This is a genomic window from Bradyrhizobium huanghuaihaiense, assembly GCF_007830635.1.
Taxonomy (GTDB): Bacteria; Pseudomonadota; Alphaproteobacteria; order Rhizobiales; family Xanthobacteraceae; genus Bradyrhizobium; species Bradyrhizobium huanghuaihaiense.
Map to the genome: position 1 here is coordinate 73,105 of NZ_VLLA01000011.1, position 26,331 is coordinate 99,435.

Here is a 26,331-nt window from a genome sequence, read left to right on the forward strand (position 1 = left end):
CGGAATGACGGTATTCGGCTTACTTCTCTTCCGCAGCCGGGGCCGGCTCGACCTCGTCGTGCTGGGCTTCCGGATCGAAGAACTCGCCAGCGGCGGCGATCGCTTCGGCGGCCGCGTCGCGGTCCTCGTTGCGGGTCGAGATGTCCTCGCCGCGGTTGATGCGCTCGGCCTCGTCCTGGCTGCGGGCAACCGTGACGGTGACCTCGACCTCGACCTCGGGGTGAACGGCGACGGTGATGCTGTGCTTGCCGATGGTCTTGATCGGCGCGTCGAGCTGCACCTGCGGACGGGCGAGCGATACGCCGTCGGCTTCGAACGCGACGACGACGTCACGCACCGTGACCGAGCCGAACAGCTGGCCGGCTTCGGAGGCCTGACGGATCACGATGATGTTCTTGCCTTCGATCTTCTCGGCGACCTTGGACGCTTCGGCCTTGGAGGCGAGGTTGCGCGCCTCGAGATCGGCCTTCATGCCGTCATACTTGGCACGGTTGTCGGCGGTGGCGCGCAGCGCCTTGCCGCGCTTGAGCAGGAAATTGCGGGCATAGCCGTCGCGAACCTTCACGACTTCGCCCATCTGGCCGAGCTTGTTGACGCGTTCCAGCAAAATGACTTCCATATTCGTTCTCCTTTGAAGTGCTCTTGGTTTCAGTTTCAGGGTTGGACTTAAGGGGTTGGCAGCGGCGGCGGTTGCCGGTTGCGCAGGAAGCGCTCGCGGAAGCCGAACACGGCGTCCGCAAGACCGAGGATCACCATCGCGATGACGGGCCACCCGAACACGACCACGACGGCATAGGTCGAGCCGAGCCAGAAGGTGCGGCTCTTCAGCGCCAGCGTCAGCGTATGCAGCACGGCGAAGCCGGTGAGCGCATAGCCCATCATCAGCGCCGCCGTGGTGATCTGCGCGACGATCGCGAGCAGCCCGCCGGTGAAGCAGAAGGCGAGCGCGACGCAGAGCGCCACCAGCGTCATCGGCGGCAACTCGGCGGTCTTCAGATCCGGCCAGGGACGGCGCAGCCGGCCCGATGTCGCCGTCACCTTGGCGCTGAGCCAGAGGTTGAGGGTGAGCGTCATCATCGCGACGATGGTCGCCGCGGCCGGCGCGATACGCACCAGCGCGTCGACGAACTGGCCGGCTTCGGCGGAGGTCTGCGGATCGGTGGTGCGGAGGATGCGCATCAGGCCGCGCTGCAATGTGCCGGTGATGGTCTCGGCGTCGGTGCCGAGCGTGAGCAGGGCCGCGATCGTGGTCAGCGTGGCGAAGCCGGCGATCCACAGCAGCAGACGTCCAACCGGATACCACTCGAGCTCGGGCTCGGCCGGCGGCTCGGTGGTGGAAGCGTCTGGCGCGACGGGGCCGATCTGCCGGCTGAGCAGGACGAGATGGCCCAGCCACCAGGCCGGCAGCGCGACGGTGACGGCGAAGGCGATGCAGTAGGGCAGGCCGAACAGGGCGCCGAGGCCGATCGCAGCCGTGATGCCGCCAAGGCTCGCGCAGAGCGGTCCCCAGCCGATCGAGGCGACCATCAGAGGCAGCGGTGCGAGATAGAACAGGACGAGCGAGATCAGCGCGCCCGAGACGATCGAGGCGAACATCAGGGCCGACGCAGCGCCGGCGATCAGGGCTATCAGTCCAAAGGCCATCATCAGCTGTCCCGCTCCCTTCGAGCGGTTAGAGGCGTTTCGCCCCAACCATCGGCAACCGGACGACCCGGAAGCCTTATGAAACTAGGTAGAGCGACCGGCGGCGATGACGCCGCCGGTCGAATTCGTCTTAGCGAATGACGTAGGGCAGCAGGCCCAGGAACCGCGCGCGCTTGATGGCGCGGGCGAGCTCACGCTGCTTCTTCGCGGACACCGCAGTGATGCGGCTCGGCACGATCTTGCCGCGCTCGGAGACGTAGCGCATCAAGAGCTTGGAGTCCTTGTAGTCGATCTTCGGAGCATTGGCGCCCGTGAACGGGCAGCTCTTGCGACGACGGAAAAACGGACGGCGTGCACCAGCTTCAGCCATTGATCTTACTCCCCATCCGTCGTGGTTTCAGCTTCTTCGCGCGGACGACGCGGACCGCGATCACCGCGGAAGCCACCGTCGCGATCGCCGCCACGGAAACCACCCTCGCGGTCACCACGGAAGCCGCCTTCACGCTCGCCGCGGAAGCCGCCGCCACGATCGTCACGCTCGCGATCACGGTCGGCCTTGCGCATCATCGCGGACGGGCCTTCCTCGAGCTCCTCGACGCGGACGCTGAGATAGCGGATCACGTCTTCGCTGATGCGCTCCTGGCGCTCGATCTCGGCGATCGCCGCGGACGGCGCGTCGATGTTGAGCAGCACGAAGTGCGCCTTGCGGTTCTTGTTCATCCGGTAGGTGAGGGAGCGTACGCCCCAGTTCTCGGTCTTGGTGACCTTGCCGCCGAGACCCTCGACGATGCCGGTCATCTGCGCAGTCAGCTCTTCGACCTGCTGCGGGCTCGCGTCCTGACGCGCGAGAAAAACATGCTCATAGAGAGCCATGGTGGTCCTTTCCTCATGTTGGCGCATCGCCCGGCGTCAAGCCCTTAAGAGACCTTCGGAAAGGACTCTGGGATTAAGCTCAGAAGGCGGAAACACGGGACGACGGGCCGACTGGCCCTGCCACACCAAAATCACGAATGATTTGTTGAGACCGTCCGTTCAGCTCCCGGCCGGGGTCTGCGGATGCGCGCCTTATACGGATTTTGGCCGGCTTTGCAAGGTTCGGGGCCAGGTCTTGGCCCGGGTCGCCGGTACCGGACCGGGGCGGTCCTCTTATACCACACTCGGCTTGATCTATTTGTTTGTATAGCATACAAATAATTAGAACGAGAGAGCCCCATGGCGGAAAAGTCGGTCCATGAGCCGTTTGAGGCGGCTGGCGATCCCAAGCATGCGGCGCGTGCCACCCGTTCGGCCGGCCGCAAGATGCGTTCACTGCTGCTGGATGCGGCAAGCCCGCTGTTCCGGGAGCGGGGATTGTCGGGCGCCTCGATCACCGACATCGCGGCCGCCGCGAACGCATTCCCGAGTCAGATCACCTATTATTTCCGCACCAAGGAGGCGCTGTTCGTCGAATGCGCCTGCCGCGACCTCCTCTACTTGGCCCGTGCGACCGAGCAGGCTGCGCTGAAGGCGCACACGCCGCGCGAGTACACCCATGCGCTGGCGGAAACGGTGACGGCGAGTGATTCGGTCGCCTTCTTCGCGGAGGCGCTCACCCTGACACGTCGGCGCCAGGATCTGGCGCCGCTGGTCGAGCGCACCATCGAGCGCCTGCACACCGAGGGCGCGCGGGCCTATGCGAGCCAGGTGGCACGCCACGGCTGGCGCTCCTTACGCGCGCCCGACGAAAGCTCGCGGCGGTTCTGGGCCGTCGCGATCGGCGTCATTCTCGAAGGCTACGCCATGGGCCGCTCGCCGGACGAGCTCTGTGCCGAGATGCTGCGCGTGCTTGGTGAGCAGGCGAAGTCTACCGGCGAGGCCGCGCGGCTGCGCCTCGTCGACGACCGCGATGCATCGACCCCTTCGGACGAGGAGAGCTAGGCCATGACCGCGCTTCGCATGCGTGCCCGTGATTTCCTGACCGACGATCAACTGGCCGACGTGCGCCAGCGCGTGACCTGGAAGGGCGTCGCGCTCATCGCGCACGCCTGGGCGCTGATCATCGGCGCGATCGCGCTGGTCGCGTGGTGGCCCAATCCGCTGACCTATATCCTCGCCGTTGCCATCATCGGCTCGCGCCAGCTGGGCCTTGCGATCCTCATGCATGATGGCGCCCACGGTTGCCTGTCCGCCGACGAGAACACCAATCTGACGCTGAGCCAATGGTTCTGCGCCTATCCCATCTTCGCGGAGACGCGCGCCTATCGCCGCTATCATCTGCAGCATCACGCGCGCACCCAGCAGGAGGACGATCCCGATCTCGTGTTGTCCGCGCCGTTTCCAATCACGACGCTGAGCTATCGCCGCAAGTTCATCCGCGACATCACCGGGCAGACCGGCTACCAGCAGCGCAAGGCGCAATTGCTCAATGCGCTCGGCCCGAAGGACTGGCCGTGGCGGCAGCGTCTGGCGCATTTCTGGGACAAGCTCGGTCCGCAATGCATCGTCAATGCCGTGATGTTCGCTGGCCTCGCGGCGGCCGGCGTATGGTGGGCCTATCCGCTGTTATGGCTGGTGCCGCTGCTGACCTGGATGATGGTCATCACCCGCATCCGCAACATCGCCGAGCATGCCGTCGTCCCTGATAGCAGCGATCCCCTGCGCAACACCCGCACCACGCACGCCAATTTTCTCGAGCGGCTGTTCATCGCGCCGTACTACGTGAACTATCACCTCGAGCATCACCTGTTGTTCTACGTGCCCTGCTACAATCTGCCGAAGGTGCATCGGCTGCTTAGCGAGAGCCGGCACGCCGGCCGCATGGAGGTGCAGCCGAACTATGCTGCCGTGCTGCGGCTCGCCACGGCCAAGCCGAACCGCGACGACCGGCCGGGCCAACTGGTGAGCAGCGCCCGCCGGGCGCGGGCCGGTGCCGAGGTCGGTGCGGATCAGAAGTCGGGCGGGTTTTGAGGGACTGCATTCCCGGTTGACTGCCCGTCGAACTTCCCTTCTTGGCTTGACATTCCAGCCTCGGACGGTGTCTACGGCCCCCTTTGGAGCATGATCGGGAACCAAGGCTTGGGCCGGACGTAGTCGGCTGCCGGCTCTCGATACAACGGCTCAAGCGATCCAGGGGAGCGCCGATGACGGCAGCATTCACATTTCCGGGGCAGGGGTCCCAGGCCGTCGGTATGGGCAAGGCCCTGGCCGACGCCTTTCCGGCGGCACGCGCCGTGTTCGACGAGGTCGATGCCGCGCTTGGGGAGAAGCTGACGGCCACCATCTGGGATGGCCCGGCCGAGACCCTCCAGCTCACCGAGAACGCCCAGCCGGCGCTGATGGCGGTTTCTATCGCCACGCTGCGCGTGCTGGAAAGTGAAGCCGGTTTTTCCGTGGGGCGGGACGCCGCCTTCGTCGCCGGCCACTCGCTCGGCGAATATTCGGCGCTGGCCGCGGCCGGCAGCCTGACCATCTCGGACACCGCGCGGTTGCTTCGCACCCGCGGTCTCGCAATGCAAAAAGCCGTGCCGGTCGGCGCCGGTGCGATGGCCGCGCTGCTCGGCCTCGACTACGAGGCCGCCATGGAGGTCGCGGGCGAGGCGGCGCAGGGCCAGGTCTGCCAGGCCGCCAATGACAATGGCGGCGGGCAGGTGGTGGTCTCCGGCGACAAGGCGGCGGTCGATCGCGCCGTCGAGATCGCCAAGACCAAGGGCGCCAAGCGCGCCATGCTGCTGCCGGTGTCCGCGCCGTTCCATTGCAAATTGATGCAGCCTGCCGCCGACGCGATGGCCGAGGCGCTGGCGAAGGTCACGATCAAGGCGCCGGGCGCGCCGCTGGTGTCGAACGTGCTGGCGAGCGCCATCACCGATCCGGACGAGATTCGCCGCCGCCTGGTCGAGCAGGTCACCGGCACGGTGCGCTGGCGCGAGTCGGTTGCCTATATGGCAGGGCAGGGCGTGACCCGTTTCTTCGAGATCGGCGCGGGCAAGGTGCTGACGGGACTCGTCAAGCGTATCGCCGACGGTGCCGTCGGCGTCGCCGTGGGCGGACCGAACGACATTGCCGCCGCCAAGGATGCATTGGCCGCTGCGAAGCAGGCCTGAAGGAGTTTATCGATGTTCGATCTGACTGGCAAAAAGGCGCTCGTCACCGGCGCGACCGGTGGCATCGGCGGCGCGATCGCGCAGGCGCTGCATGCGCAGGGCGCCACCGTTGCGATCTCAGGAACGCGCAAGGAGGTGCTGGACGAGCTTGCCGGCAAGCTCGGCGAACGCGCTCACGTGCTGCCCTGCAATCTCTCCAAGGCCGACGAGGTCGAGGCGCTGGTGCCCGCCGCGGAAGCGGCGATGGGGCAGGTCGACATTCTCGTCGCCAATGCCGGCATCACGCGCGACAACCTCTTCGTGCAGCTTCGCGACGAGGACTGGGAGGAGGTCATCAACGTCAATCTGACCGCGACCTTCCGCCTGGCGCGCGCTGCCACCAAATTGATGATGCGCAAGCGCTTCGGCCGCATCATCGCGATCACCTCGGTGGTCGGCGTCACCGGCAATCCCGGGCAGGGCAATTATACTGCATCGAAGGCGGGCCTGATCGGCATGATCAAGACTCTCGGTGCCGAATACGCCAAGCGCGGCGTCACCGCGAACTGCATCGCGCCTGGCTTCATCAAGACGCCGATGACGGATGCGCTGAACGACAAGCAGCGCGAGACGATCCTGACCAAGGTTCCGGCTGCCCGTCTGGGGACGCCCGAGGACATTGCGGCGGCCGCCGTCTACCTGAGTTCGAACGAAGCAGCCTACGTCACCGGCCAGACCATCCACGTCAACGGCGGCATGGCCATGATCTGAAGCCCTCGTTCCGCACCGCCCACTTGGGCGGCCCAGGATGCGGCAAACGGCCGTTTCCGGAGCGAAATGAGGCTTGTAGTCAAGGCTATTGAAGTATGATAACCGGACCTTCAACGGATGGGCAAAGAACGCCATTGCAGGTTTTTGAAACCCTGTATATTGGCGATGCGGAGCCTTGGCCGTCGTTCGCCGGGCCCTGCATCGGTTGAGATGGGGCCAAATCTAAAGTTCGTAAGCAAAGGCAAGTAACACGACCACGACGGCTCGTATCGTCCCGGGGGGTCGGGTCTACAGGGAACAACACGAGGTTAAGCAATGAGTGACATTGGCGAGCGGGTTAAGAAGATCGTGGTCGAACACCTTGGTGTTGAACCCGAGAAGGTTGTCGACGCTGCGAGCTTCATCGACGACCTCGGCGCCGACAGTCTGGACACCGTCGAGCTGGTGATGGCGTTCGAAGAAGAATTCGGTTGCGAGATTCCGGACGACGCTGCGGAAACGATTCTCACCGTCGGCGACGCCACGAAGTTTCTCGAGAAGAACGCGAAGAGCTAAGGCTCTTCATTTTCGCGGGGACAACAGTTGAAACCGGACGGGCCGCTTCGCAGCGGCCAGCCGGTTTCTTGTTATTGGCCGTGAATCTTTCGATGCGGAGTTTTCGGATATGAGGCGGGTTGTCGTCACTGGTCTCGGCATGGTGTCGCCACTCGGCTGCGGCGTCGAGCCAACCTGGAAACGTATCCTCAACGGTGAGAGTGGTGCGCGAGCGATCGAGAGTTTCGATGTCTCCGATCTGCAGACCAAATACGCCTGCACTGTCCTGCGCGGCGACGGCTCCAACGACAGCTTCAATCCTGACAAATGGATGGAGCCGAAGGACCAGCGCAAGGTCGACGATTTCATCGTCTTCGCCATGGCCGCCGCAGGCCAGGCGCTCGATGATGCCAACTGGCATCCCGAATCCGAAGAGGACAAGTGCGCGACCGGCACCATGATCGGATCGGGCATTGGCGGCCTCAACGGTATCGCCGACACCGCGATCCTCCTGAAGGAACGCGGACCGCGCCGGGTGTCGCCGTTCTTCATCCCGGGCCGCCTGATCAATCTCGCCTCCGGCTACGTTTCGATCGCACACGGGCTGAAGGGGCCGAACCATTCGGTGGTTACGGCCTGCTCGACCGGTGCGCATGCGGTGGGTGATGCCGCCCGCCTGATCGCGCTCGGCGATGCCGACGTCATGGTCGCCGGTGGCGCCGAATCGCCGATCAGCCGCATCGGCATTGCCGGCTTCAATGCCGCGCGCGCGCTCTCGACCGGCTTCAACGAGACACCGGAGAAGGCCTCGCGTCCCTACGACAAGGACCGCGACGGTTTTGTCATGGGCGAGGGTGCCGGCGTTCTGGTGCTCGAGGAACTCGAGCACGCGCAACGTCGCGGCGCCAGGATCTACGCCGAAGTGATCGGCTACGGTCTGTCGGGCGATGCCTATCACATCACGTCGCCGTCGCCCGATGGCGATGGCGGTTTCCGCAGCATGTCGGCGGCGCTGAAGCGAGCCGGCCTGACGCCGTCCGATCTCGACTATATCAACGCGCACGGCACCTCGACGCCGCTTGGCGACGAGATCGAGCTCGGCGCGGTCGAGCGTCTGCTCGGCAATGCCGCCTCCAGGGTTGCGATGTCCTCGACCAAGTCGTCGACCGGCCATCTCCTCGGCGCTGCCGGCGCGATCGAGGCGATCTTCGCCATTCTCGCGATTCGCGATAATGTCGTGCCGCCGACCATCAACCTGGACAATCCGTCGGTCGAGACTGCGATCGATCTCGTGCCGCATAAGGCGAAGAAGCGCGAAGTTAATGTCGCGCTGTCGAACTCTTTCGGTTTTGGCGGCACCAATGCGTCGGTGATCGTCCGGCGCTTGGCCAGCTAGTTTGCGTTTGAAACAAATCCACCGTTTTGCCGTATTCGGCGATAGTCATAGAAGTGGGCGCGTGCATTTGGCTGGGCAAGCGATTGTCAGGCCGCGATTGAACCGGCAGGATTCAGGTTGCTTCGATGAGTGAAAGGCCGCCCATTTCGCCCCGGAGCCCGCGGGCAGCGCTCGAGCCCGAACAGGTTCCGCCGCCGCCGAAGCGATCGGAGCGCGCGCGCAACCCCTTCGTGGTCGTCGGCAATGCCATCATCACCCTGCTGCTGATCGCCATGCTCGGCGCCGGCGGCGTGTATTATTACGGCCGGCAGGTGCTGGAAGCACCCGGGCCGCTGAGGGAAGACAAGATCGTCAACATCCCGCAGCGTGCCGGCAAGCGCGACATCGCCGAGACGTTGAACAAGGAAGGCGTGACCGATGTCAATCCATGGGTGTTCATCGCCAGCGTCGCCGCGCTGAAGGCGAGCTCGGACCTCAAGCCGGGTGAGTATTCGTTCCAGAAGAACGCATCGCTGCGCGACGTCATCGCCACCATCGTCGAGGGCAAGGTGGTGCAGCATGCGGTCACGATCCCGGAAGGCCTGACCTCCGAGCAGATCGTGGCGCGGCTGTCCGACAACGACATCTTCACCGGCAGCGTGCGCGAGCTGCCGCGTGAGGGCACGCTGTTGCCCGAGACCTACAAATTTCCGCGCGGCACCACGCGCGAGCAGGTGATCCAGCGGATGCAGCAGGCGCACAAGCGCGTGCTGGCGGAGATCTGGGAACGCCGCAACCAGGATGTTCCGGTCAAGACTCCCGAGCAGCTGGTGACGCTGGCCTCGATCGTCGAGAAGGAGACCGGCAAGCCGGACGAGCGCAGCCGCGTTGCCGCGGTGTTCGTCAATCGCCTGAGGCAGAAGATCAAGCTGCAGTCCGATCCGACCATCATCTATGGCCTCGTCGGCGGCAAGGGCACGCTCGGACGTCCGATCAAGCGCAGCGAGATCACGCAGCCTTCGCCCTACAACACCTATGTGATCGACGGCCTGCCGCCGGGCCCGATCTCCAATCCCGGCCGCGCCTCGCTGGAAGCCGCCGCCAACCCGGCCCGCACCCGCGACCTCTATTTCGTCGCCGATGGCACCGGCGGGCATGCCTTCACCGAGACCTACGACGCGCACCAGAAGAACGTCGCCAAGCTGCGCGCGATGGAGAAGCAGATCCAGAACGACACGGTCGAGCCGGCCGAGGACGCGCAGCCCCCGGCGGCCGCCGCGCCCGGCGCCGCCGATGCGCCCACCGCGACCACCCCCCGTCCCAACCAGCAGAAGAAGCCGCCGGCGGTGCGCCCGGCCAATCCAGCCAATCCCGCACCGGCCCGGCAGGGCGCGGTGCAGTCCTCGCCGCCGGTGGTCCAACGTTAGGCAGCGCAGACCTGCCTACGGGACTTTGCGGATTCCACTTTCCTGCAAAATAGTCTTAAGATTCGCGTGGCTTGATGCCTCGCGAATCCTTTCGTTCCGGAGAATCTGACCTGATGGCGCTGTCGTCCATGACCGGCTTTGCCCGAAGCCACGGCGCGAGCGGGCCGTACACGTTCGAGTGGGAATTGAAGTCGGTCAACGCCAAGGGCTTTGACCTCAGGGTGCGGCTGCCGCAGGGGTTCGATGAGCTCGAGGCCCATGCCAAGAAGCGCGCCGGCGAGCTGCTCTCGCGCGGCACGGTCTACGCCAATCTCAACGTCAAGCGCACCAATGCGGCCGCCACGGTCCGCATCAACGAGGACGTGCTCAATGCGGTGCTGAAGGCGGCCGCGCTGATCTCCGGCAAGGTCGATGCCGTGGCGCCGAGCATCGACGGCTTGCTCGCCATCAAGGGCGTGGTCGAGGTTGCCGAGCCCGAGGGCGACGAGGAGGAGGACAAGGCGGCCCGTGCCGCTGCCGCGGAGGCCTTCGACAAGGCGCTCGACGAGCTCGTGGCGATGCGCAAGCGCGAGGGGACCTCGCTCGGCCAGATCCTGACCCAGCGGGTCGACGAGATCGAGACGCTGGCGAAGAAGGCGGAAGGCGCGCCCGGCCGCAAGCCCGAGGCGATCAAGGCGAGGCTCGCCGAGCAGATTGCAACCCTGCTCGACACCTCCGACCGTTTCGATTCCGACCGCCTGATGCAGGAGGCGATCCTGATCGCGACCAGGGCCGACATCCGCGAGGAGCTCGACCGCATCGCCTCGCATGTCGCGCAGGCGCGCGAGCTGATCGGCAAGGGCGGCCCGATCGGGCGCAAGCTCGACTTCCTGGCGCAGGAGTTTCACCGCGAGGTCAACACCTGCTGCTCGAAGTCGAACGACATCGAGCTGACCAATACGGGACTCGCCATGAAGAACGTGGTCGAGCAGTTCCGCGAGCAGGTCCAGAATCTGGAGTGATCGATGACGACGGGCGGTCACGGAACTGACGGTGTCGAGCGGCGCGGCTTGATGTTCGTGCTGTCCTCGCCGTCGGGCGCGGGCAAGACGACGCTGTCGCGCATGTTGCTCGAGCGGGAGCCCGGCCTGAAGATGTCAGTGTCGGCCACCACGCGTCAGATGCGACCGGGAGAGGTCGAGGGGCGCGACTATTTCTTCGTCACCAAGCCCAAGTTCGAGACGATGGTGGAGCAGGGCGAACTGCTCGAATGGGCCACCGTGTTTGACAATCTCTACGGGACGCCGCGTGCTCCGGTAGAGGCGGCACTGTCGGCCGGGCAGGATGTCCTTTTCGACATCGACTGGCAGGGCACACAGCAATTGCACCAGAAGGCGAGCATCGACGTGGTTCGCGTCTTCATCCTGCCGCCGTCAGCGGCCGACCTCGAGAAACGGCTGCATTCGCGCGCGCAGGATTCCGACGAGGTGATCCGCAAGCGCATGAGCCGCGCCAGCCACGAGATGAGCCACTGGGCCGAGTACGACTACATCGTCATCAACCACAATGTTGATGAGGCCTTCGCCGAGGTGCAGTCGATCCTGAAGGCCGAACGGCTCAAGCGCGAGCGGCGGACGGGCCTCGTCGGCTTTGTGCGAGGGCTGCAAGCTCAGCTTCAGGGCTAGGCTCCGACAGTCGCGGCCCTTCCTTCAGCAGCCGTTCCAGCATCGTCGTGATGATGTCGATGTCGACCGCATCCTGATTGCGGTCATCATGTTTTTCGGCGGCAGCGTTATCGGCCTCGTTCGCAGCCAATCGGGGCGCACGGGTCTCGATCTCGAACTCCCTGTCGAACACCGGGATCTCGTCCGCATCGCGCTGCGCGGCCTCAGTAACGGCCGGCGGCTCGTGCGCTTCGATCGCGTCGATCTCGTGATCGATCGCGGCAAGCTGCACGGTCTGCGGACGCACGGCATCGAAGTCGATCGGGCGCGGCTGCCGCGCGCGCGGCGTGGCCGGCATCTCCTTGAGCCAGGGCGCGCGATCCTGATTTCGGTGCTCCCGATCGTCCCAATGCACGCGGCGGTGTTCGTTCGCCTGGGCGCGGAAGCGCCCGCCGGCGAAGCGGTAGATGACGCTGGCGAGGATGCCGGCGAGCGCCAGCGCGCCGCCGATGACGAGCAGCAGCATCTGGAGCGAGCCGGTCGGCTTGTCGACGCTGCTGTCTGCCGCGGCAAGTGCCATGGAAGGCGAGGATTTTGACGGCTTTGCGCTCGGCTGCGCGGCGGCAACCGCGGTCGGTGCCGGCTCCGGCGCAGGCGGGGTAGATGCTGCGGAGACATCGGGCCAGGGGGCGGCGCTGGCGGGTTGCTGCGCGTTGCCGTCCGCCGTCTGGTCGGAGGATTGTTGCGGCGGTGTCGCGGTTGCGGCTTGTGCAGCCAGGGCCGGCGTCTTGACGGCCGCAGCGCTCCGGGGCGTCGGATATTCGGCGCGTGCGTCCTGAACCGGATGCTGCTGCGGCGCCGGCGACTCTGCCAACGGCGTATCGCTTGTGGCCTGCGCAGTCTGCACGAGCTTCGCGCTGTCCTTGCCGCCTTCGGCACGCAGATACCAGCATTGCCGCTTGGTGCCGCGCTCGACGCGATAGTGCCAGTGCTGCCCCTGCGGCGCGGAACCCTTCGGCGAGGCGAGGCAGTCGCTCGCGGCACCGGCGGTGCTCGATGCGGTGGGCGCGTTCTGCGACACGGCAGCGAGTGGTGCGCCGGCAATGATGCTGCCAACAAGCGCAGATACGAATTTCGCGGTTCGGTTGCCCATCCTGGTCTCCCGGTTACGCATTACGCAACTCTTAACCATCCCTTTCTCGTCAAAGAGTTGGGTGGCAATGAGCCGCAAATCCGGAGAGGATGTGGCCTGAATTGGGCTCGGCGCGCGTTCGTTCCGCCGCGCCGCCGACCTTTTTCGGCCGCGTTATTGCTTGGCTGAGGTCCAGGTTCCCGAGAAGCGGAAGGTGGCGATAGGAACCCCTCGCATTGCAGTTCCCATGGCATCGCGTTCTCGCGGCAACTCCTGCCCGAGCCTTGCTGTCGCTTGCCGCCCGTTGGATGCCAAAGGGCGCAGGGAAGGCCGGGCGCCGGCCGGCACCCGCAGATCCGTGCGCTACGGAAGATGCACACGGGGTGGATCACAGGTGATGCCGGTCGCTCGGCCTTCCCTGCGCGGATGGTTTTAACGGTGTCCTTCGTGCTCTCCCCGGGGAGCGATGCACTATTGCCCCCGTCGCCTTGCAGATGACTGATGCGCGCACCCGGTCGGGCCGCCACATCACCGCAAGCCTTGACGCACAGACCCCGGGCGTCAGGACCACACGACTTCTCCGTCCGCGGACGGCTTTGCCGATCATCAGAGGCTGGCGCGTGCTCACCCAAGATGACCAACACAACCGCTGTAACCGCGCCGTGTCGTACCGCGTCGCGTGAGACTCACGGTCGCCCGCCCTGTCATCACACCGATCGCGCCGGCGCTGCCGCGTCCACCGCCACCCGGCCCGCATGTCGTGACGGTCGCGAACGCCCCTTTGGCAGGGCCGGGATGGATGGTGTATGCCATAAATCCGAAATTCGGGAAAGTGGAATATTTTTGCGATGAGGGATTGACGGGGTGTTTTGCCCGACGCCTCGCGAGGGGGCGAGGCTTTGGGCAGGCTCTTGCCACATCGTCATTGCGAGCGCAGCGAAGCAATCCAGAATCTTTCCGCAGCGGCAGTCTGGATTGCTTCGCTGCGCTCGCAATGACGGAGAGAAGGCGGCATCGTGATACGGCAAGCCGCGACCCCGCCGATGCCCCGCAACTTTGTCCCGGGCGGAAGCCTAGGTGAGTGATGGGTTTCGCAAGGGCTCAACCCATCCTACTGAATATCGCAAGTACCTACTTCCACACCCGCGCCAGCGTCAGCGCCAGAAGCCCCAGCACCGTGCTCACGAGACCCACCATCGCGTAGGATTGCGCAAACACACCGGTCTGAATGAAGACCTGTGCCGCGATGGCGAAGCAGATGGCGGCGAGAAGCAGGCAGGCGCAACCGACGATGATCGACAGATAGCGTATCGCAGCTGCGACCGGCCGTGCGGGGAATGCGGGATCGCTCATGCAAATGACACCGGCATTGATGACTGGAGGTTCCGGTTTCGACGTGCGCGGAGAGATCAGTCGCGTGCGCAGCAATCGACCAGTGCGCGCCAGATGCGTTTGACCTCGACGGTCCTCTCAAGCTCGAGGACGTGGTTCTCGCTCACCTGGGACGATGTTGTCTCCTGGCGCGGTTCGCGCGGCGCGATCCAGCGCTCGGAGATGGGATCGTACCACTTGCCCAGATTGGTCAACTCGTTTCTCCTCTTTTCGATCCCCCAATTTTTTCGATCCCACATGCGTGATCGTTCGTCCCACGCGCCCGCTACCGGTGTTTTGCGTGATCTTCGGAGCAGGCGGCGCCTGCTCTTGTCATCGGCTCCGACCCGGTCGTCGCCTTGATGGAGAGCCAACGCGCTGGCGGCGCGCGACGTTCCAATGTCGCGCGCGAAGTGGAATCTGCGAAGAGAATCTAGGCGCTAGCGCTTCGGCGCGTTCCGATCATCGGACGAGGATTCGCCGGCCGTCGTGCGCTCCTCGCGCGTGCGGAGGTCTTCGGACACCGTCTCCAGCGATCCTTCGCCGTTTTCGGCTTCGGGCGGCTGGCTGGGCTTGCGGTACTTGTTGACCAGCCGCTTGATGTCGTCGACCGCCTGGAGCAGCGGCGGCGTCAGCGAGAACAGCGCGCCCATCGCAATGGCAATGATGGTGTGGCGAAGCGAGACCTTCTCGTCCTCATCGAAAGGATAGGCGTTCGGCTCGATGGCTGCCGGTGCGAGGCCGGCCGATGAGCGCGAATGATTCGGCTTCCGCGGCTTGCGCGGCGGCATCATGATGACGACGAACAGCACGTTGATCAGCAGCCAGATGCCGAAGATGATGAGAAAAGTTCGCATTCCAGAAAACCAAAAAGTAACGCGGCGTCGGCCTAAACCGCCATTGAACGGCCATTCACGGGCCGATGCAAGTTGTGGTTTTCGCGGTGGCAAGTCCCGGTCGAGTGAGGCATGACGAAATCACTATCGGAATCCGGCAAAACCCTGGAGCGGCCAGTGGAAAGCGATGGCTGCGTGGGAGAGGGCGACGTTGCCGTCGGTCACCCGAAGCGCACGTCCTGCGGCCGGCTCCTGGCCACGTGCGCGCGCCAGGCGTCGATCGCCCGGTTCGCGAGCAGCAGCTGCCGGCGTTCGCCGGTCCTGAGCTGAGCTTCAATGAAGTCGAGAAGAAAGTTCGCAGTCTCGTCCGGCGCGCCGAGCTCGCCGCTCTGCTCCAGGCAGCTCCAGGCAATGAAGAATGCGCTCTCGACAGTGCAGCGGATGGACATGTGCTGCCAACGCAGCGCGGGCGTCGGCGTTCCGCGGCGAGACCTTTGATCTCGCCGCAGGGAGGCTCGGGTTCCTCGCATCCTAGTTCTTCAGCACGATGCGGCCGACGACCTTGCCGGCGCGAAGCTCGTCGATCCATTTCTGCACGTCGCCCATCGGCTCCTCGCGCATCGGCGTCGGCTTGATCTTGCCGGCGCGGGCGAGCGCCATCAGCTCACGGCCTTCCGCGAGCGTTCCGACCATGAAGCCTTCGACGGTCAGGCGCTTGTAGACCCATTGCACCATCGGCAGCGTGAACTGGCCGCCCATCAGGCCGGAGACCACGACCTTGCCGCCGCGCGCGGCGACCGCGACCGCAAACGCCATCGACTTCTCGTTGCCGGCGAAATCGACGACCTCGTCGAAGCCGCCCTCGGTTTCTTTCAGGATGCGCTTGATCACGTCGGGCTCGGACGGATCGTAGGCGATGGCCGCGCCGTTCTTCAGCGCGGTCTCGCGCGCGGCCGGCGAGAGGTCGGCGACAGCGATCGGCTGCTTGAACATGGCCTGCGCGAACGACAGGCCCATCATGCCGACGCCGCCGAGGCCGATCAGCAGCAAATTGCGCTGGCGCGGACGGTCGACCAGGCGCTTGAGCGCGCCATAGGCGGTGACGCCGGAGCACATCAGGGTCGCGGCCTGATTGACGGGCAGGGGATCGTAGTCGAGCAGATACTTTGCGTCGGGCACCAGCACATGGGTGGCAAAGCCGCCGTCGATGGAGACGCCGAGGAAGCGCTGCTTGGCGCAGAGATTCTCGTCGCCATTGGCGCAGTCGCGGCACTGGCCGCAGCCGATCCAGGGAAACACCGCCTTCTTGGTGCCGACGAGGCCGGCGGGCACGTCGGGACCGACTTTGTCGACGACGCCCGCGATCTCGTGGCCGAGCGTGAAGGGCAGCGTCATGCCGCGCGTGGTGTCGAGCTTCTTGCCGCCGCCGAGATCGGCATAGCCGTCCTGGATGTGCAGGTCGGAATGGCAGAGACCGCAGCGCTCGATGCGCACCAGCACTTCGCGTGCTTGTGGCTTCGGCGTGTCGACGATGGTCTCGCACAAGGGCGCGTCGAACTTGACCAGGGACTGCCTGCGCATCAACGCCATATTCCTTCCTCCGAAATTCCTATTATTGAGCCTCGCTGCGTATATCCGCCAATTCACGGGCCATGGCAACAAAGCCCGATATCGGGATCGTCTCGGCGCGCCGCGTCGCATCGACGCCGGCCGCCGCGGCAAGTCGCGCAGGATCGACACCCAGTGATTTCAGGCTTTGCCGCAGCATCTTGCGGCGCTGGCCGAAGGCGGCGGCCGCGACCTGCTCGAGCAGTCTGCGATCGCAAGGCAGCGGCTCTGGGCGCGGCTTGAGGCGCACGACGGAGGAGGTGACCTTCGGAGGCGGCACGAAGGCGGACGGCGAAATGTCGAACAGGATCTTGGTCTCGCAGCGCCAGTTGGCGAGCACGCCGAGACGGCCATAGGCCTCCTCGTCCTCGCGTGCGACGATGCGCTCGCCGACCTCGCGCTGGAACATCAGCACCATCATGTCGTACCAGGGCGGCCAGGGTTCGATCGTGAGCCAGTTGATCAGCAACTGGGTTGCGATGTTGTAAGGCAGATTGGCGACGATCTTTGCGCGCTCGCCCGCAAGCAACGGTCGCGGATCGAAGGTCATGGCATCGCCGTGGACGATCTCGAGCCGGCCGGGATAGCGCGCGGAAATATCCTCAAGCGCCGGGATCGCGCGCTCGTCATGCTCGATGGCGATGACGCGCCGGGCGCCGAGCGCGAGCAGCGCGCGCGTCAGTCCGCCCGGGCCCGGGCCGATCTCGACGATGGTGGAGTCTTCCAGCGGCGCGGCTGCACGCGCGATGCGCGCAGTGAGGTTGAGATCGAGCAGAAAATTCTGACCGAGCGATTTGCGGGCCGACAGCGCGTGCTGGCGAATGACCTCGCGCAGCGGCGGGAGGTCGTCGATCGCGCTCATCAGGTTTTCGCAGCCGCCATGCGGCTGGCGAGCTGGAGCGCTGCAATCAGGCTTGCGGGGTTCGCTTTACCGGTGCCGGCGATGTCGAAGGCGGTGCCGTGATCGGGCGAGGTGCGGATGAAGGGCAGGCCGAGCGTGACGTTGACTGCGTCGTCGAAGGCGACGGTCTTGATCGGGATCAGCGCCTGGTCGTGATACATGCAGACCGCGCAGTCATAGAGGTTGCGTGCGGCCTCGTGGAACATGGTGTCCGCGGGCAGCGGGCCCCTGGCCTCGATGCCGTCATTGCGCAGAGCTTTGAGCGCCGGCGCAATCACCGTCTGCTCCTCATGCCCGAGCGAGCCGTCCTCGCCGGCATGCGGATTGAGGCCGGAGATCGCGATGCGCGGCCGCGCGATGCCGAAGCGGGATGTCAGCTCGGTCGCGACGATGCGCACGGTCGAGACGATCAACTCGCTGGTCAGCTGGCTCAGCGCCTCGCGCAAGGAGACGTGGATGGTCACCGGCACCACGGCGAGCCGCGGTGACCACAGCATCATCACCGGCTGCGGCACGCGGCCGTCCTCAGCGGCGAGCTCGGCGAGGAATTCGGTGTGGCCGGGATGGCGGAAGCCCGCGCGGTAGAGCACGCTCTTGGCGATCGGATTGGTGACGACGGCGCCGGCGCGCCCCTCGCGGACATCCGTGACTGCCTGGCGGATCGAGGCGAGCGCGGCGGGCGCGCTTGATGCGTCAGGCTTGCCGGGCTCGGCCGTCGCGCGCTCGCCGGTCGCGACCACGGGCAGGGCCTCGGCGAAGGCGGCCACGGCCTCGCTGGCGTTCACCGGGACGATCCGGATCTCGGCGCCGAGCGCTTTGGCGCGTTGCGCGACGAAGGCTTGGTCGCCGAGCAGATAGAAGGCGGGCAGGTTCAGCTCACGGCGGCGAAGCCAGGCCGCAATCGCGATGTCGGGGCCGATGCCCGCGGGCTCTCCCAGGGTCAGGGCGAGGGGCTTGATCGGGGCGTCGGCCATCAGCGGTTGCGATATTCGATCATCGCCGCCTTGCGGAGCTCTTCGAGATAGGCCTTCTGGGTCTTCTCGTACTTCTCCTGGTACATCTTCTCGCGGACCTCGCGCTTCTTCGGCGTGTCGATCATGGTCGGCTTGCGCGAGCACAGCACCACCATCTCGATGCCCGCCTTGGTCACCTCCGGCGCCGTCAGATGGCCGATCGCCGTGTCGTCGAGCACCTTGCGCAGCGTTTCGGGCAGGTCCGCCGTCGTCTTGGTGACGGCCTCGCGAATGGTGGCGTTCGGCGTCGAGCGGAACAGCGAATTGGCTTCCTCGCAGCTGCCGACGCGGGAGCGATATTGCTCGGCTTCCTTCATCCGCGTCTCCTGGAAGGCCGGGGACGAGCCGCGCGGCACGATCAGCACGATCGGCTGCATCTTGTATTCGGTGCCCTCGATCTGCAGCTTGTCGCCGGTCTGGGCCTGCACGGCCTGCGCGACGTCGCGCTCGCCGACCATCAGCTTCTCCTTGAAGCGGCCGCGCACGAGGCTGGTCCAAACCATCTCGGCCTTCATGCGGCCCTTCAGAGTTTCAGGGCGGACGCCCTTGGATTCGAGCGACTTGGTCAGCTGATCCGGCGAGATGCGCATGCGCTGCGCCATGCCCTCGAAGGACTGGTTGACGTCGCTGACACCGGGATCGACGCCGTATTTCTTGCCTTCCTTGAGCTTCACCCTGTCGTCGATCAGCTCGTTGATGACCTCCTGCCGGCCTGGGGTCTTCTGCGTCGTCAGCTGGTCGAGCTTGGCGCGCTGGTCGATATCGAAATCGGTGATCGGATCGCCGTTGACCATGACCACGATGTTCTGCGCGCGCGACGGCGTGCCGGCCAGAAGCAGGGCGGCGAGGACGAAGAGGAGGCGGAACAGAGGCAAGGCAGTCGTCATGGATCTCGCTCGCATGTCAGCCGCGGTGAACCTGCGATTGGGACAACGCGGCCGGCACTTCAAACCGTTTACTGGAGGCCGCTGGAACTGCTGGTCGTCGACGAGGTCGCCAGCGTACGCAGCCCGAACGTGAACATGTACGCATGGTTCAGCACTGGCGGCGCAGCGCCTGCCGAATAGCTATACGAAGTTACATAGTTCGCCGCCAGCACGAAGCAATCGTCGACATAGCCGGCGCCGAGCACATACTGGTTGATCTTGTTGGCCTCGAGGTCCCAGCGCGCCGAGCCCGACACCACCCAGTTGGACGCGACCTTGAGCGAGCCCGAGGTCAGGATGCCCTCGCGGCGCGTCAGATAGCCGAGTTCCGGCTGCGGCGCGTAGTTGCCGTACAGCACGCTGACCGACCAGCGGTCGAAATTGGCGCGGCCTTCCGCCTCGAAGCGCTGCACGTTCCAGGTCTGCTCGTCCATGCGGGAGCGGACGCTGAAGGTGTAGGTGCGGTTGGGCGAGTAGCTGGCGCTTGCCACGTAATCCGAGCGCGGCTTGTCGAGACCGGAATCCAGACCCGTGTTGATGGAGTCCCGGACCGCGAAGGAGTTCAGTCCGAATAGCTGGTAGGACTCGCCGAACAGCACCTTGACGGCGCCGCCCCTGTCGAACTGCGTGGTGGACTGCACGCCGACATTGGCGCGGCCGCCGCCCTCGACGCGGTCGTAGCCGGAGAATTTGTCGACGCTGAACAGGTTCGAGGCGTCGAACACCATGCTCTGCGCGTCCTCGTTCGGCAGCTTGCCGGCATAAGTCTCGTTCGGACGGATGATGATCTGCGCGATCGGCTCGATGGTGGTCGAGCCCCAGGGCTGAACGTTGATGAAGGGGTAGCGGTATTCGAGGCCGACGGTCGGCATCAGGCGGAATGCCTGGGTGTCGCCGACCGGCAGATAGTTCGATACGCCCGGCTGATTGGAGACCGAGGAATTGATCGCGTCGGCGCGCAGGCTGGCGAACGGCGTCCAGATCTGGCCGAACGGATCGGTATAGGACTTGCGCCACTGCGCTTCCGCGGTGAGGCGGGTGTAGGTGCCGGGGAAGCCGCGCAGCAGGCACTGCGACGGCGTGCGCGCGAGCGGATCGGCCGAGGCGGTGGTGCACAGGCCGTTGGTGTTGGCGAGCGTCGTGATCGGATCGAACACCGCGTTTTCGCGCGACAGGTTCACGAAATTGGTCTTGTAGCTGAACTCGCCGCCGAAGACCGGATAGTTGAGCACGTTCGAGTAGTCGATCACGGGGTAGACGACCGGGACCTTGTCCTGGTTGCCCGAGTAGCTCAGCCAGTACATCGTGCGAGCGTCGAAGAAGCTGCGATTGCCGACGCCGGTCAGATAGAGCTGCGACAGCGCGTCGGTCGGCAGGTTCAGGAACGAGCCGAGCGGGTCTTTGTAGGCCGCGAGGCGATAGTCCGAGAAGAAATAGTAGTCGGACATCAGGACGCCGTCCCAGCCCCAGACCCATTTGTCGTTCAGCGCGAACTGACCCTTGGTGTCGACGGCGCCGCGGAACTGGCGGTCGCCGGGCTGGCCGGCAAAGGCGCCGGGGTCGAGCTGGTCGATGCCGTAGGCCCGGATCTGGTAGGCGCCGTCGATCAGGCGCTGACGGAATTCACCCTGCACCAGCACGCCTTGCCGCGACAGGAAGCGCGGCGTGAAGGTTGCGTCCATATCGGGCGCGATCGCCCAATAATAGGGAACTTCAGCGCCGAAGCCGGTGTTCGTGGTGCCGGGGAAGTAACCGGGCATCAGGAAGCCGCTCTTGCGCTTGACGGTCGGATCAGGCGTCGAGAAATAGGGCATGTAGGCGATCGGCACGCCGAAGAACTCGAGCTGCGCCGTCTCGAAATACAGCATCTTCTCCTGCTGGTCGTGGATGATGCGGGCACCCTTGACCTGCCACAGCGGCGGCTTCTTCGGATCGTCCTTACACGGCGCGCAGGCCGTGTAGACGCCGTTATCGAACACCGTGTAGTTGCCGCTGGAGCGATCGGCGCGGCTCGCGGCCATGCGGGTCTGGTCGGCGGTGTCCACGCGCAGCGAATCGACGAAACCGTCGCGGTAGTCGTCGGAGAGATCCATGATCTCGGCGTAGGTGATCTTGCCGTCGGCATCCGTCATGCGGATGTTGCCTTCGGCATGGAGCCGCTTGGTCTTCTGGTCGTAGATGACCCTGTCGGCCTCGACGCTGGTGCCGTTGTAGAACAGCTGGACGTTGCCGACCGCGGAGACGCGCGAATTGTTGTAGTCGTAGTCGACCTCGGTCGCCTGAACCAGCATCTGGTTGTCGTTGGCGACCTTCGGCGGCTTCGGGCGCGGCGGCAGCGGATTGTAGGTGAAGCTCTGGGCGGAGGCGGGGGCCACGGCGGCAACATCCACCAGCCCGCCGAGCGATGCGACGGCGGCAACAGCGAGCAGAAGCCTGCGAATAGACAAGCCGCACCCGTTCGCGCGCACCACTGTACGCCGCGTCAAACGAGACACGCGCCCTCGTTGGACGGCAGTCACTAACCGTCCTCCTGATAGAGCAAGGCCAAAAAGCCGGTGAGGCCGCCCACAACAACGGGCAACCACGCCGCAGCGATCGGATGCATCAACTCAGCCTTGCTCAAGTCCTCAGTTACTTTCGACAGAACGTAGAGCAGAAAGCCTGCGCCCACGCCACTCAAAACCATCTTCTGCACGCCGCCCATCCGGAAGAAGCGCAACGACACGGAGGCCGCGAGCATCACCATGGCGGCGAGCAAAAACGGCTGCGCCAGGAGCTTCTGATACTGGAGTCGATATCCCGCTGTCGCGAAGCCTGAGCTTTCGGAGGAGCGGATGTAGTTCGGTAGTTGCCAAAAGGACACAGTCTCCGGTGTGGAAAAGCTGTTGCGGACCTGGGCCTCGGTCAGCGTCGTCGGAATCTCCAGGCTGGCCTGGTCGATCGGCGGCGCGTCCAGCGAGAAGCGGCGGACGCCCTTGAACATCCAATGGCCCGCCTCGAGCGTGGCTTCGCGCGCCTCGACGCGTTCCTTGAAGTGCTGCTGTGTGTCAAACCGGAACAGCGTGAGTCCCGTGAGCCGGATGCCCTGCTGCTCGCTGCGCGCCGCGTTGATGATGGTCTGGCCGTCGCTGGTCACCTGATTGAGCCAGAAGCCGGAGGCATCCTGGATGCCGCCGCCGGGCGCCGAGCCGAACAGCTCGGCCTCCATGCGCTTGGAGAGCTCGCGCAGATTGGCCGACATCGGATTGTAGGCGACGGTGGCGACGACCCCGATCAGGAGCGCGCTGCCGAGCGCCGGCGCGATGAACTGCCAGGCCGAGATGCCGGCGGCGCGCGCAACCACGAGCTCGAGCCGGCGGGAGAGGGCGAGATAGCAGGTCATGGCGCCGATCAGCATGCAGAACGGCGTCAGCTTCTCCAAAAGCTGCGGCACCCGGAACAGCGAGGTCTCGGCGACCATGATCGCGGAGGCGGATGCAAGGCCGGAAGTCTTGCGCACCATCTCGATGTAGTCGACCAGCACCAGCAGCAGGAAGATGCTCGCGAACACGCCGAGCGCCGCGACGACGAAGCGGCCGGCGAAATAGCGCCCGAGTGTGTTGGTGAGCATGCTCATGCGGTGGCCGGCCGTCCGAACAGCCGCGCAATGCGCGCGTTGGACTTGTTGATGGCCTCCATGAGGCGGGGAGGCAGCTCGACCACGATGCCGCCGATGATCATCCACAGCCCGATGCCGATGGCGCCGACGACCATTGCGTACTGAACGAACACCGCCTCCGGCGATTTCACCGCCATCACCGAGCAGGCGAAGCCGGCCATGCGCAGGCCGAACACCGCGAGGATCGAGGAGCCGATCGAGAAGTTGCGGCTCTGGCGGGTGGTGCGAGGCGCACCCAGGAACGCGAAGGTGAGCACGGCAAAGGCGAAGGGATAGACCGGAGCCAACAGGCTGTCATGCAGGGCCGAGCGGAACTGCCCGGGAATCTGCTTGTAGACGGGATCATCCTCGGCCGGCGAGAACAGCTCCCAGAGATAGCGCTCGCGAATGCCGAGGGTGACGTCGCGGCCCTGGCCCGAGAATTTCGACATGTCGAAGCCGTAGCGGCCGAACGCCACCAGCGCGGGATCGCGCTTGCCGGCCTCGAAGCGCTGGAGATTGCCATCCTTCAGCACCAGGAAGGAGCCGTTCTCGTTCTTCACGACCTCGCCCTGCTCGGCGACGATCGAGACGCGCTCATTCGGATCGCGGCGGTCGTCGATGAAGATGCCGGCAAGGATGCCGCCGGGCTGCCGTTCGCGAATCCGGATCGTCAGGTTCTTGTCGAGCTGGGCGAAGCGGCCGGGCTGGAGGATGTTGGTGAGCACGTCGGCGGTGATCTCGGCGTCCCACTGCTTGATCCGCCGCATGCCGTCGGGCGCCAGATACGCCGCGATGAAGGCGACCAGCAGCGCCACCACGCAGGTGGCGTAGAAGAACGGATAGAACAGCCGGAACGGCGAGAAGCCGGCGGCATTCATCACGATGATCTCGGAATCGGTCGCGAGCTTGTTCAGCGTGTGCGAGATCGCGATCATCAGCGCGATCGGCGAGATGATCAGGACCAGCGCCGGAATGACGAGGCTGGTGATGCCGAGGAAGGTGAGGATGGTCTGACCCTGGCTCGTCATCAGGTCGATGCCGCGCAACGCCTGCGTAATCCAGATCACGCCGGTGAGGCTGACCAGGACGAGCGCAAACGACGCCAGCGTCGTGCGGAAAATATACCTATCGATCGACCCCATGCGCTACCGCACGAATCCCACCAAGCCCCACTGCAGGCCGGAACTCCGGCTGTCCAACCAATCCCCGATCAGGGGATCCCCAAGGTTGGCCAACCACCGCTTCCGCCGACTTACTCTCTCACTACCATCCCTTTGATCCGTCAACAAAATGGCTGCCCCGTGGCACCCTCAATATATGGTTAAGATTTCGCGCGTTGTGGCCTGGCGGCCACGGCGGTGCTTGGCATCTGCCGGGCCGGTGGCCCATAGTAGATAAAGTCCAGTGAATCGCCGTTCAGCTCCGGCCTGTGGCCGGGACCGCCGAACGGCAAAAAGCCCCATGTTTTGGAGGAGTTACCCATGTCCGATGCCATCAAGGTCGGCTTCGTCCCGTTGTCTGCCGCCGCCCGTGGCATCCTGGTCGTGTTCTGTGACGACGGCCTGAAGCTCGGCCCGGCGACGGCCAAGGCGCTCGGGAGCGCTGCCGATCTCGTGAAGCGGGCGGCCTCCGCCGCCGGCTTCAAAGGTAAAAGCGGGGCTGCCCTGGATATCCTGGCGCCGGAGGGCGTGAAGGCGACCCGCCTGGTGGTGATCGGGGCCGGCAAGCCGGCGAGCCTGAAGACGAGCGATTTCCTCAAGTTCGGCGGCGTGGCGGCGAGCAAGCTCACGGCCGGTAGCGCCGCCATGACCATCATGGCGGAATTGCCCGGCGGCGCCATGACCAGCGAGCAGGCGGTCGCGATCGCCTCGGGCCTTCGTTTACGCGCCTACAAGTTCGACCGCTACAAGACCAAGAAGAAGGACGGCGAGGAGGGCGGCTCGCGCGCCGACATCTCGCTTGCGGTCGGCGACGCCATCGCCGCGAAGAAGGCGTTTGCCCCGGCCGGCCACGTCGTCGACGGCGTCGTCATGGCGCGCGACCTCGTCAACGAGCCGCCGAACGTGCTTTTCCCCGAGGAGTTCGCGCGCCGCGCCGGTCAGCTCCGCAAGCTCGGCGTCAAGATCGAGGTGCTCGACGTCAAGGCGATGCAGAAGCTCGGCATGGGCGCGCTACTCGGCGTCGGCCAGGGCTCGGCGCGGCCGAGCCGCACCGTGATCATGCGCTGGGACGGCGGCAAAAAGGGCGAGGCACCGGTCGCCTTCGTCGGCAAGGGCGTCTGCTTCGACACCGGCGGCATCTCGATCAAGCCGGCCGGCAGCATGGAGGACATGAAGGGCGACATGGGCGGGGCGGCCTGCGTCGTCGGCCTGATGCACGCGCTGGCGGCGCGCAAGGCCAAGGCCAACGTGGTCGGCGCCATCGGCCTTGTCGAGAACATGCCCGACGGCAATGCACAGCGGCCGGGCGACATCGTCACCTCGATGTCGGGCCAGACCATCGAGATCATCAACACCGATGCCGAAGGCCGCCTCGTGCTCGCCGACGTGCTCTGGTACGTCGCCAAGAAGACCAAGCCGAAATTCATGGTGGATCTGGCGACGCTGACCGGCGCGATCGTGGTCGCGCTCGGCACCGAGCACGCCGGCATGTTCTCCAACAATGACGAGCTCGCCGACCGCCTGCTCGCGGCTGGCATCGAGAGCGGCGAGAAGGTCTGGCGCCTGCCGCTCGGCCCCGAATACGACAAGCTGATCGATTCCCAGTTCGCCGACATGAAGAACACCGGCGGTCGCCATGGCGGCTCGATCACCGCCGCGCAGTTCCTGCAGCGCTTCGTCGACGGCACACCCTGGGCGCATCTCGACATCGCCGGCACCGCGATGGGCGCGCCGAAGACCGACATCAACCAGAGCTGGGGCAGCGGCTATGGCGTCCGCCTGCTCGACCGGCTGGTCGCCGATCATTACGAGCGCAAGTGACCAAATGACCGAAGTGCTGTTCTACCATCTGCAAAACATGACGGTGGAGAACGTGTTGCCGCCGCTTCTCGAGAAATCGCTCGAGCGCGGCTGGCGCGTCGTGGTGCAATCGACCTCGGAGGAACGCGCCGATGCGCTCGACGCGCATTTGTGGACCTATCGCGACGATTCTTTCCTGCCGCATGCGACGTGGCGGGTGAACGATGCCGCCGACCAGCCGATCGTGCTGGCGATCGAGGAGGGCAATCCCAACGGCGCCAATGTCCGCTTCCTGGTCGACAACGCCGCATTGCCGCAGGATGCGCAGGGCTATGAGCGCATGGTGCTGCTGTTCAACGGCGACGATCCGGATGCCCTCGCGTCGGCCCGCAGTGCCTGGACGGATTGCAAGGCGCGGGGATTTGATGTCACCTATTGGCAGGCCGACGAACGGGGCCGGTGGCAGCGTCGGAATTAGCGGCCGTTCGCAAT

Annotated in this window: 27 protein-coding genes; 11 read left to right on the top strand and 16 right to left on the bottom strand. The window is 65.3% G+C overall.

All coding sequences use genetic code 11. The annotated features are described in order from the left end of the window. Positions 1-19: 19 nt before the first annotated feature. From rplI to rpsF, 4 genes are all read right to left on the bottom strand, one after another. The gene (gene rplI / locus IQ16_RS22285; protein ID WP_018645361.1) at positions 20-619 is read right to left on the bottom strand and encodes a 50S ribosomal protein L9; all 600 of its coding nucleotides are present in this window, start codon (positions 617-619) and stop codon (positions 20-22) included. Between the two features lie 47 nt (positions 620-666). After that, on the bottom strand, positions 667-1,647 hold the full coding sequence (locus tag IQ16_RS22290) for a YybS family protein (RefSeq protein WP_018645362.1): 981 nt from the start codon (positions 1,645-1,647) through the stop codon (positions 667-669). 127 nt (positions 1,648-1,774) lie between these two features. Then, positions 1,775-2,014: a 30S ribosomal protein S18 gene (gene rpsR / locus IQ16_RS22295; RefSeq protein WP_007592020.1), complete on the bottom strand. Its 240-nt coding sequence runs from the start codon at positions 2,012-2,014 to the stop codon at positions 1,775-1,777. Positions 2,015-2,019: 5 nt separating this feature from the next. Continuing rightward, on the bottom strand, positions 2,020-2,517 hold the full coding sequence (gene rpsF, locus IQ16_RS22300) for a 30S ribosomal protein S6 (RefSeq protein WP_020607995.1): 498 nt from the start codon (positions 2,515-2,517) through the stop codon (positions 2,020-2,022). A gap of 339 nt (positions 2,518-2,856) precedes the next feature. Here rpsF and IQ16_RS22305 point away from each other — a divergent pair, with 339 nt between their 5' ends. From IQ16_RS22305 to gmk, 9 genes are all read left to right on the top strand, one after another. Beyond that, positions 2,857-3,561, top strand: coding sequence for a TetR/AcrR family transcriptional regulator C-terminal domain-containing protein (locus IQ16_RS22305; RefSeq protein ID WP_018645364.1), 705 nt, complete (start codon positions 2,857-2,859; stop codon positions 3,559-3,561). A 3-nt stretch (positions 3,562-3,564) separates the two neighbouring features. Beyond that, positions 3,565-4,590, top strand: coding sequence for a fatty acid desaturase family protein (locus IQ16_RS22310; protein ID WP_018645365.1), 1,026 nt, complete (start codon positions 3,565-3,567; stop codon positions 4,588-4,590). Between the two features lie 173 nt (positions 4,591-4,763). Continuing rightward, the gene (fabD, locus tag IQ16_RS22315; RefSeq protein ID WP_018645366.1) at positions 4,764-5,723 is read left to right on the top strand and encodes an ACP S-malonyltransferase; all 960 of its coding nucleotides are present in this window, start codon (positions 4,764-4,766) and stop codon (positions 5,721-5,723) included. 12 nt (positions 5,724-5,735) lie between these two features. Continuing rightward, the gene (gene fabG, locus IQ16_RS22320) at positions 5,736-6,473 is read left to right on the top strand and encodes a 3-oxoacyl-[acyl-carrier-protein] reductase (protein WP_018645369.1); all 738 of its coding nucleotides are present in this window, start codon (positions 5,736-5,738) and stop codon (positions 6,471-6,473) included. 315 nt (positions 6,474-6,788) lie between these two features. After that, a complete protein-coding gene (locus tag IQ16_RS22325) occupies positions 6,789-7,028 on the top strand; it encodes an acyl carrier protein (protein WP_008130699.1) in 240 nt (79 codons plus the stop codon). 109 nt (positions 7,029-7,137) lie between these two features. Further along, entirely contained in the window at positions 7,138-8,403 is a 1,266-nt protein-coding gene (fabF, locus tag IQ16_RS22330) for a beta-ketoacyl-ACP synthase II (RefSeq protein WP_018645371.1), read from the top strand. A gap of 125 nt (positions 8,404-8,528) precedes the next feature. Continuing rightward, positions 8,529-9,809, top strand: a complete 1,281-nt coding sequence (mltG, locus tag IQ16_RS22335; protein WP_018645372.1) for an endolytic transglycosylase MltG — start codon at positions 8,529-8,531, stop codon at positions 9,807-9,809. A gap of 113 nt (positions 9,810-9,922) precedes the next feature. Continuing rightward, positions 9,923-10,810, top strand: a complete 888-nt coding sequence (locus tag IQ16_RS22340) for a YicC/YloC family endoribonuclease (RefSeq protein ID WP_018645373.1) — start codon at positions 9,923-9,925, stop codon at positions 10,808-10,810. A gap of 3 nt (positions 10,811-10,813) precedes the next feature. Beyond that, complete coding sequence (gmk, locus tag IQ16_RS22345) at positions 10,814-11,473, top strand: guanylate kinase (protein WP_018645374.1); 660 nt, start codon at positions 10,814-10,816, stop codon at positions 11,471-11,473. Here the strand turns inward: gmk and IQ16_RS22350 are convergent. The 12 genes from IQ16_RS22350 to lptF form a co-directional block, all read right to left on the bottom strand. Next, complete coding sequence (locus tag IQ16_RS22350; protein WP_026312376.1) at positions 11,406-12,605, bottom strand: hypothetical protein; 1,200 nt, start codon at positions 12,603-12,605, stop codon at positions 11,406-11,408. The two genes, gmk and IQ16_RS22350, sit on opposite strands and share 68 nt — an antisense overlap. 1,110 nt (positions 12,606-13,715) lie before the next feature. After that, positions 13,716-13,937, bottom strand: coding sequence for a hypothetical protein (locus IQ16_RS45745; RefSeq protein ID WP_018645376.1), 222 nt, complete (start codon positions 13,935-13,937; stop codon positions 13,716-13,718). 56 nt (positions 13,938-13,993) lie between these two features. Further along, a complete protein-coding gene (locus IQ16_RS45750) occupies positions 13,994-14,170 on the bottom strand; it encodes a hypothetical protein (RefSeq protein WP_018645378.1) in 177 nt (58 codons plus the stop codon). A gap of 225 nt (positions 14,171-14,395) precedes the next feature. Further along, positions 14,396-14,812 (bottom strand): hypothetical protein, encoded by a 417-nt coding sequence (locus IQ16_RS22365; protein WP_018645380.1) that lies wholly within the window; start codon positions 14,810-14,812, stop codon positions 14,396-14,398. Between the two features lie 200 nt (positions 14,813-15,012). After that, complete coding sequence (locus IQ16_RS22370; RefSeq protein ID WP_018645383.1) at positions 15,013-15,240, bottom strand: hypothetical protein; 228 nt, start codon at positions 15,238-15,240, stop codon at positions 15,013-15,015. Positions 15,241-15,322: 82 nt separating this feature from the next. Beyond that, positions 15,323-16,381: an alcohol dehydrogenase gene (locus tag IQ16_RS22375; RefSeq protein WP_018645385.1), complete on the bottom strand. Its 1,059-nt coding sequence runs from the start codon at positions 16,379-16,381 to the stop codon at positions 15,323-15,325. Between the two features lie 22 nt (positions 16,382-16,403). Further along, positions 16,404-17,261 carry a 16S rRNA (adenine(1518)-N(6)/adenine(1519)-N(6))-dimethyltransferase RsmA gene (gene rsmA, locus IQ16_RS22380; RefSeq protein WP_018645387.1) on the bottom strand — a complete coding sequence of 286 codons (858 nt, stop codon included), beginning with the start codon at positions 17,259-17,261 and terminating at the stop codon, positions 16,404-16,406. After that, entirely contained in the window at positions 17,261-18,274 is a 1,014-nt protein-coding gene (gene pdxA / locus IQ16_RS22385) for a 4-hydroxythreonine-4-phosphate dehydrogenase PdxA (RefSeq protein WP_018645389.1), read from the bottom strand. Before pdxA ends, rsmA begins: the two co-directional genes overlap by 1 nt. Beyond that, on the bottom strand, positions 18,274-19,200 hold the full coding sequence (locus tag IQ16_RS22390; RefSeq protein WP_026312377.1) for a SurA N-terminal domain-containing protein: 927 nt from the start codon (positions 19,198-19,200) through the stop codon (positions 18,274-18,276). Before IQ16_RS22390 ends, pdxA begins: the two co-directional genes overlap by 1 nt. 68 nt (positions 19,201-19,268) lie before the next feature. After that, the gene (locus IQ16_RS22395; RefSeq protein ID WP_026312378.1) at positions 19,269-21,758 is read right to left on the bottom strand and encodes an LPS-assembly protein LptD; all 2,490 of its coding nucleotides are present in this window, start codon (positions 21,756-21,758) and stop codon (positions 19,269-19,271) included. Further along, positions 21,758-22,855 carry an LPS export ABC transporter permease LptG gene (gene lptG, locus IQ16_RS22400; protein WP_018645392.1) on the bottom strand — a complete coding sequence of 366 codons (1,098 nt, stop codon included), beginning with the start codon at positions 22,853-22,855 and terminating at the stop codon, positions 21,758-21,760. The genes IQ16_RS22395 and lptG overlap by 1 nt, the downstream gene beginning before the upstream one ends. After that, complete coding sequence (gene lptF / locus IQ16_RS22405; protein ID WP_018645393.1) at positions 22,852-24,021, bottom strand: LPS export ABC transporter permease LptF; 1,170 nt, start codon at positions 24,019-24,021, stop codon at positions 22,852-22,854. The genes lptG and lptF overlap by 4 nt, the downstream gene beginning before the upstream one ends. Positions 24,022-24,360: 339 nt before the next feature. On the opposite strand from lptF, the gene IQ16_RS22410 reads away from it, so the two are divergent. Together IQ16_RS22410 and IQ16_RS22415 are read left to right on the top strand one after the other, a co-directional pair. After that, entirely contained in the window at positions 24,361-25,860 is a 1,500-nt protein-coding gene (locus tag IQ16_RS22410; protein WP_018645395.1) for a leucyl aminopeptidase, read from the top strand. A 4-nt stretch (positions 25,861-25,864) separates the two neighbouring features. Further along, positions 25,865-26,317 carry a DNA polymerase III subunit chi gene (locus tag IQ16_RS22415; protein ID WP_018645396.1) on the top strand — a complete coding sequence of 151 codons (453 nt, stop codon included), beginning with the start codon at positions 25,865-25,867 and terminating at the stop codon, positions 26,315-26,317. The last annotated feature ends 14 nt before the right edge of the window (positions 26,318-26,331 follow it).

Bases quoted from the DNA above. Each gene is read 5' to 3' on its own strand.
- rplI (WP_018645361.1), bottom strand. From the start codon at position 619: ATGGAAGTCATTTTGCTGGAACGCGTCAACAAGCTCGGCCAGATGGGC.
- IQ16_RS22290 (WP_018645362.1), bottom strand. From the start codon at position 1,647: ATGATGGCCTTTGGACTGATAGCCCTGATCGCCGGCGCTGCGTCGGCC.
- rpsR (WP_007592020.1), bottom strand. From the start codon at position 2,014: ATGGCTGAAGCTGGTGCACGCCGTCCGTTTTTCCGTCGTCGCAAGAGC.
- rpsF (WP_020607995.1), bottom strand. From the start codon at position 2,517: ATGGCTCTCTATGAGCATGTTTTTCTCGCGCGTCAGGACGCGAGCCCG.
- IQ16_RS22305 (WP_018645364.1), top strand. From the start codon at position 2,857: ATGGCGGAAAAGTCGGTCCATGAGCCGTTTGAGGCGGCTGGCGATCCC.
- IQ16_RS22310 (WP_018645365.1), top strand. From the start codon at position 3,565: ATGACCGCGCTTCGCATGCGTGCCCGTGATTTCCTGACCGACGATCAA.
- fabD (WP_018645366.1), top strand. From the start codon at position 4,764: ATGACGGCAGCATTCACATTTCCGGGGCAGGGGTCCCAGGCCGTCGGT.
- fabG (WP_018645369.1), top strand. From the start codon at position 5,736: ATGTTCGATCTGACTGGCAAAAAGGCGCTCGTCACCGGCGCGACCGGT.
- IQ16_RS22325 (WP_008130699.1), top strand. From the start codon at position 6,789: ATGAGTGACATTGGCGAGCGGGTTAAGAAGATCGTGGTCGAACACCTT.
- fabF (WP_018645371.1), top strand. From the start codon at position 7,138: ATGAGGCGGGTTGTCGTCACTGGTCTCGGCATGGTGTCGCCACTCGGC.
- mltG (WP_018645372.1), top strand. From the start codon at position 8,529: ATGAGTGAAAGGCCGCCCATTTCGCCCCGGAGCCCGCGGGCAGCGCTC.
- IQ16_RS22340 (WP_018645373.1), top strand. From the start codon at position 9,923: ATGGCGCTGTCGTCCATGACCGGCTTTGCCCGAAGCCACGGCGCGAGC.
- gmk (WP_018645374.1), top strand. From the start codon at position 10,814: ATGACGACGGGCGGTCACGGAACTGACGGTGTCGAGCGGCGCGGCTTG.
- IQ16_RS22350 (WP_026312376.1), bottom strand. From the start codon at position 12,605: ATGGGCAACCGAACCGCGAAATTCGTATCTGCGCTTGTTGGCAGCATC.
- IQ16_RS45745 (WP_018645376.1), bottom strand. From the start codon at position 13,937: ATGAGCGATCCCGCATTCCCCGCACGGCCGGTCGCAGCTGCGATACGC.
- IQ16_RS22365 (WP_018645380.1), bottom strand. From the start codon at position 14,812: ATGCGAACTTTTCTCATCATCTTCGGCATCTGGCTGCTGATCAACGTG.
- IQ16_RS22370 (WP_018645383.1), bottom strand. From the start codon at position 15,240: ATGTCCATCCGCTGCACTGTCGAGAGCGCATTCTTCATTGCCTGGAGC.
- IQ16_RS22375 (WP_018645385.1), bottom strand. From the start codon at position 16,381: ATGGCGTTGATGCGCAGGCAGTCCCTGGTCAAGTTCGACGCGCCCTTG.
- rsmA (WP_018645387.1), bottom strand. From the start codon at position 17,261: ATGAGCGCGATCGACGACCTCCCGCCGCTGCGCGAGGTCATTCGCCAG.
- pdxA (WP_018645389.1), bottom strand. From the start codon at position 18,274: ATGGCCGACGCCCCGATCAAGCCCCTCGCCCTGACCCTGGGAGAGCCC.
- IQ16_RS22390 (WP_026312377.1), bottom strand. From the start codon at position 19,200: ATGACGACTGCCTTGCCTCTGTTCCGCCTCCTCTTCGTCCTCGCCGCC.
- lptG (WP_018645392.1), bottom strand. From the start codon at position 22,855: ATGAGCATGCTCACCAACACACTCGGGCGCTATTTCGCCGGCCGCTTC.
- lptF (WP_018645393.1), bottom strand. From the start codon at position 24,021: ATGGGGTCGATCGATAGGTATATTTTCCGCACGACGCTGGCGTCGTTT.
- IQ16_RS22410 (WP_018645395.1), top strand. From the start codon at position 24,361: ATGTCCGATGCCATCAAGGTCGGCTTCGTCCCGTTGTCTGCCGCCGCC.
- IQ16_RS22415 (WP_018645396.1), top strand. From the start codon at position 25,865: ATGACCGAAGTGCTGTTCTACCATCTGCAAAACATGACGGTGGAGAAC.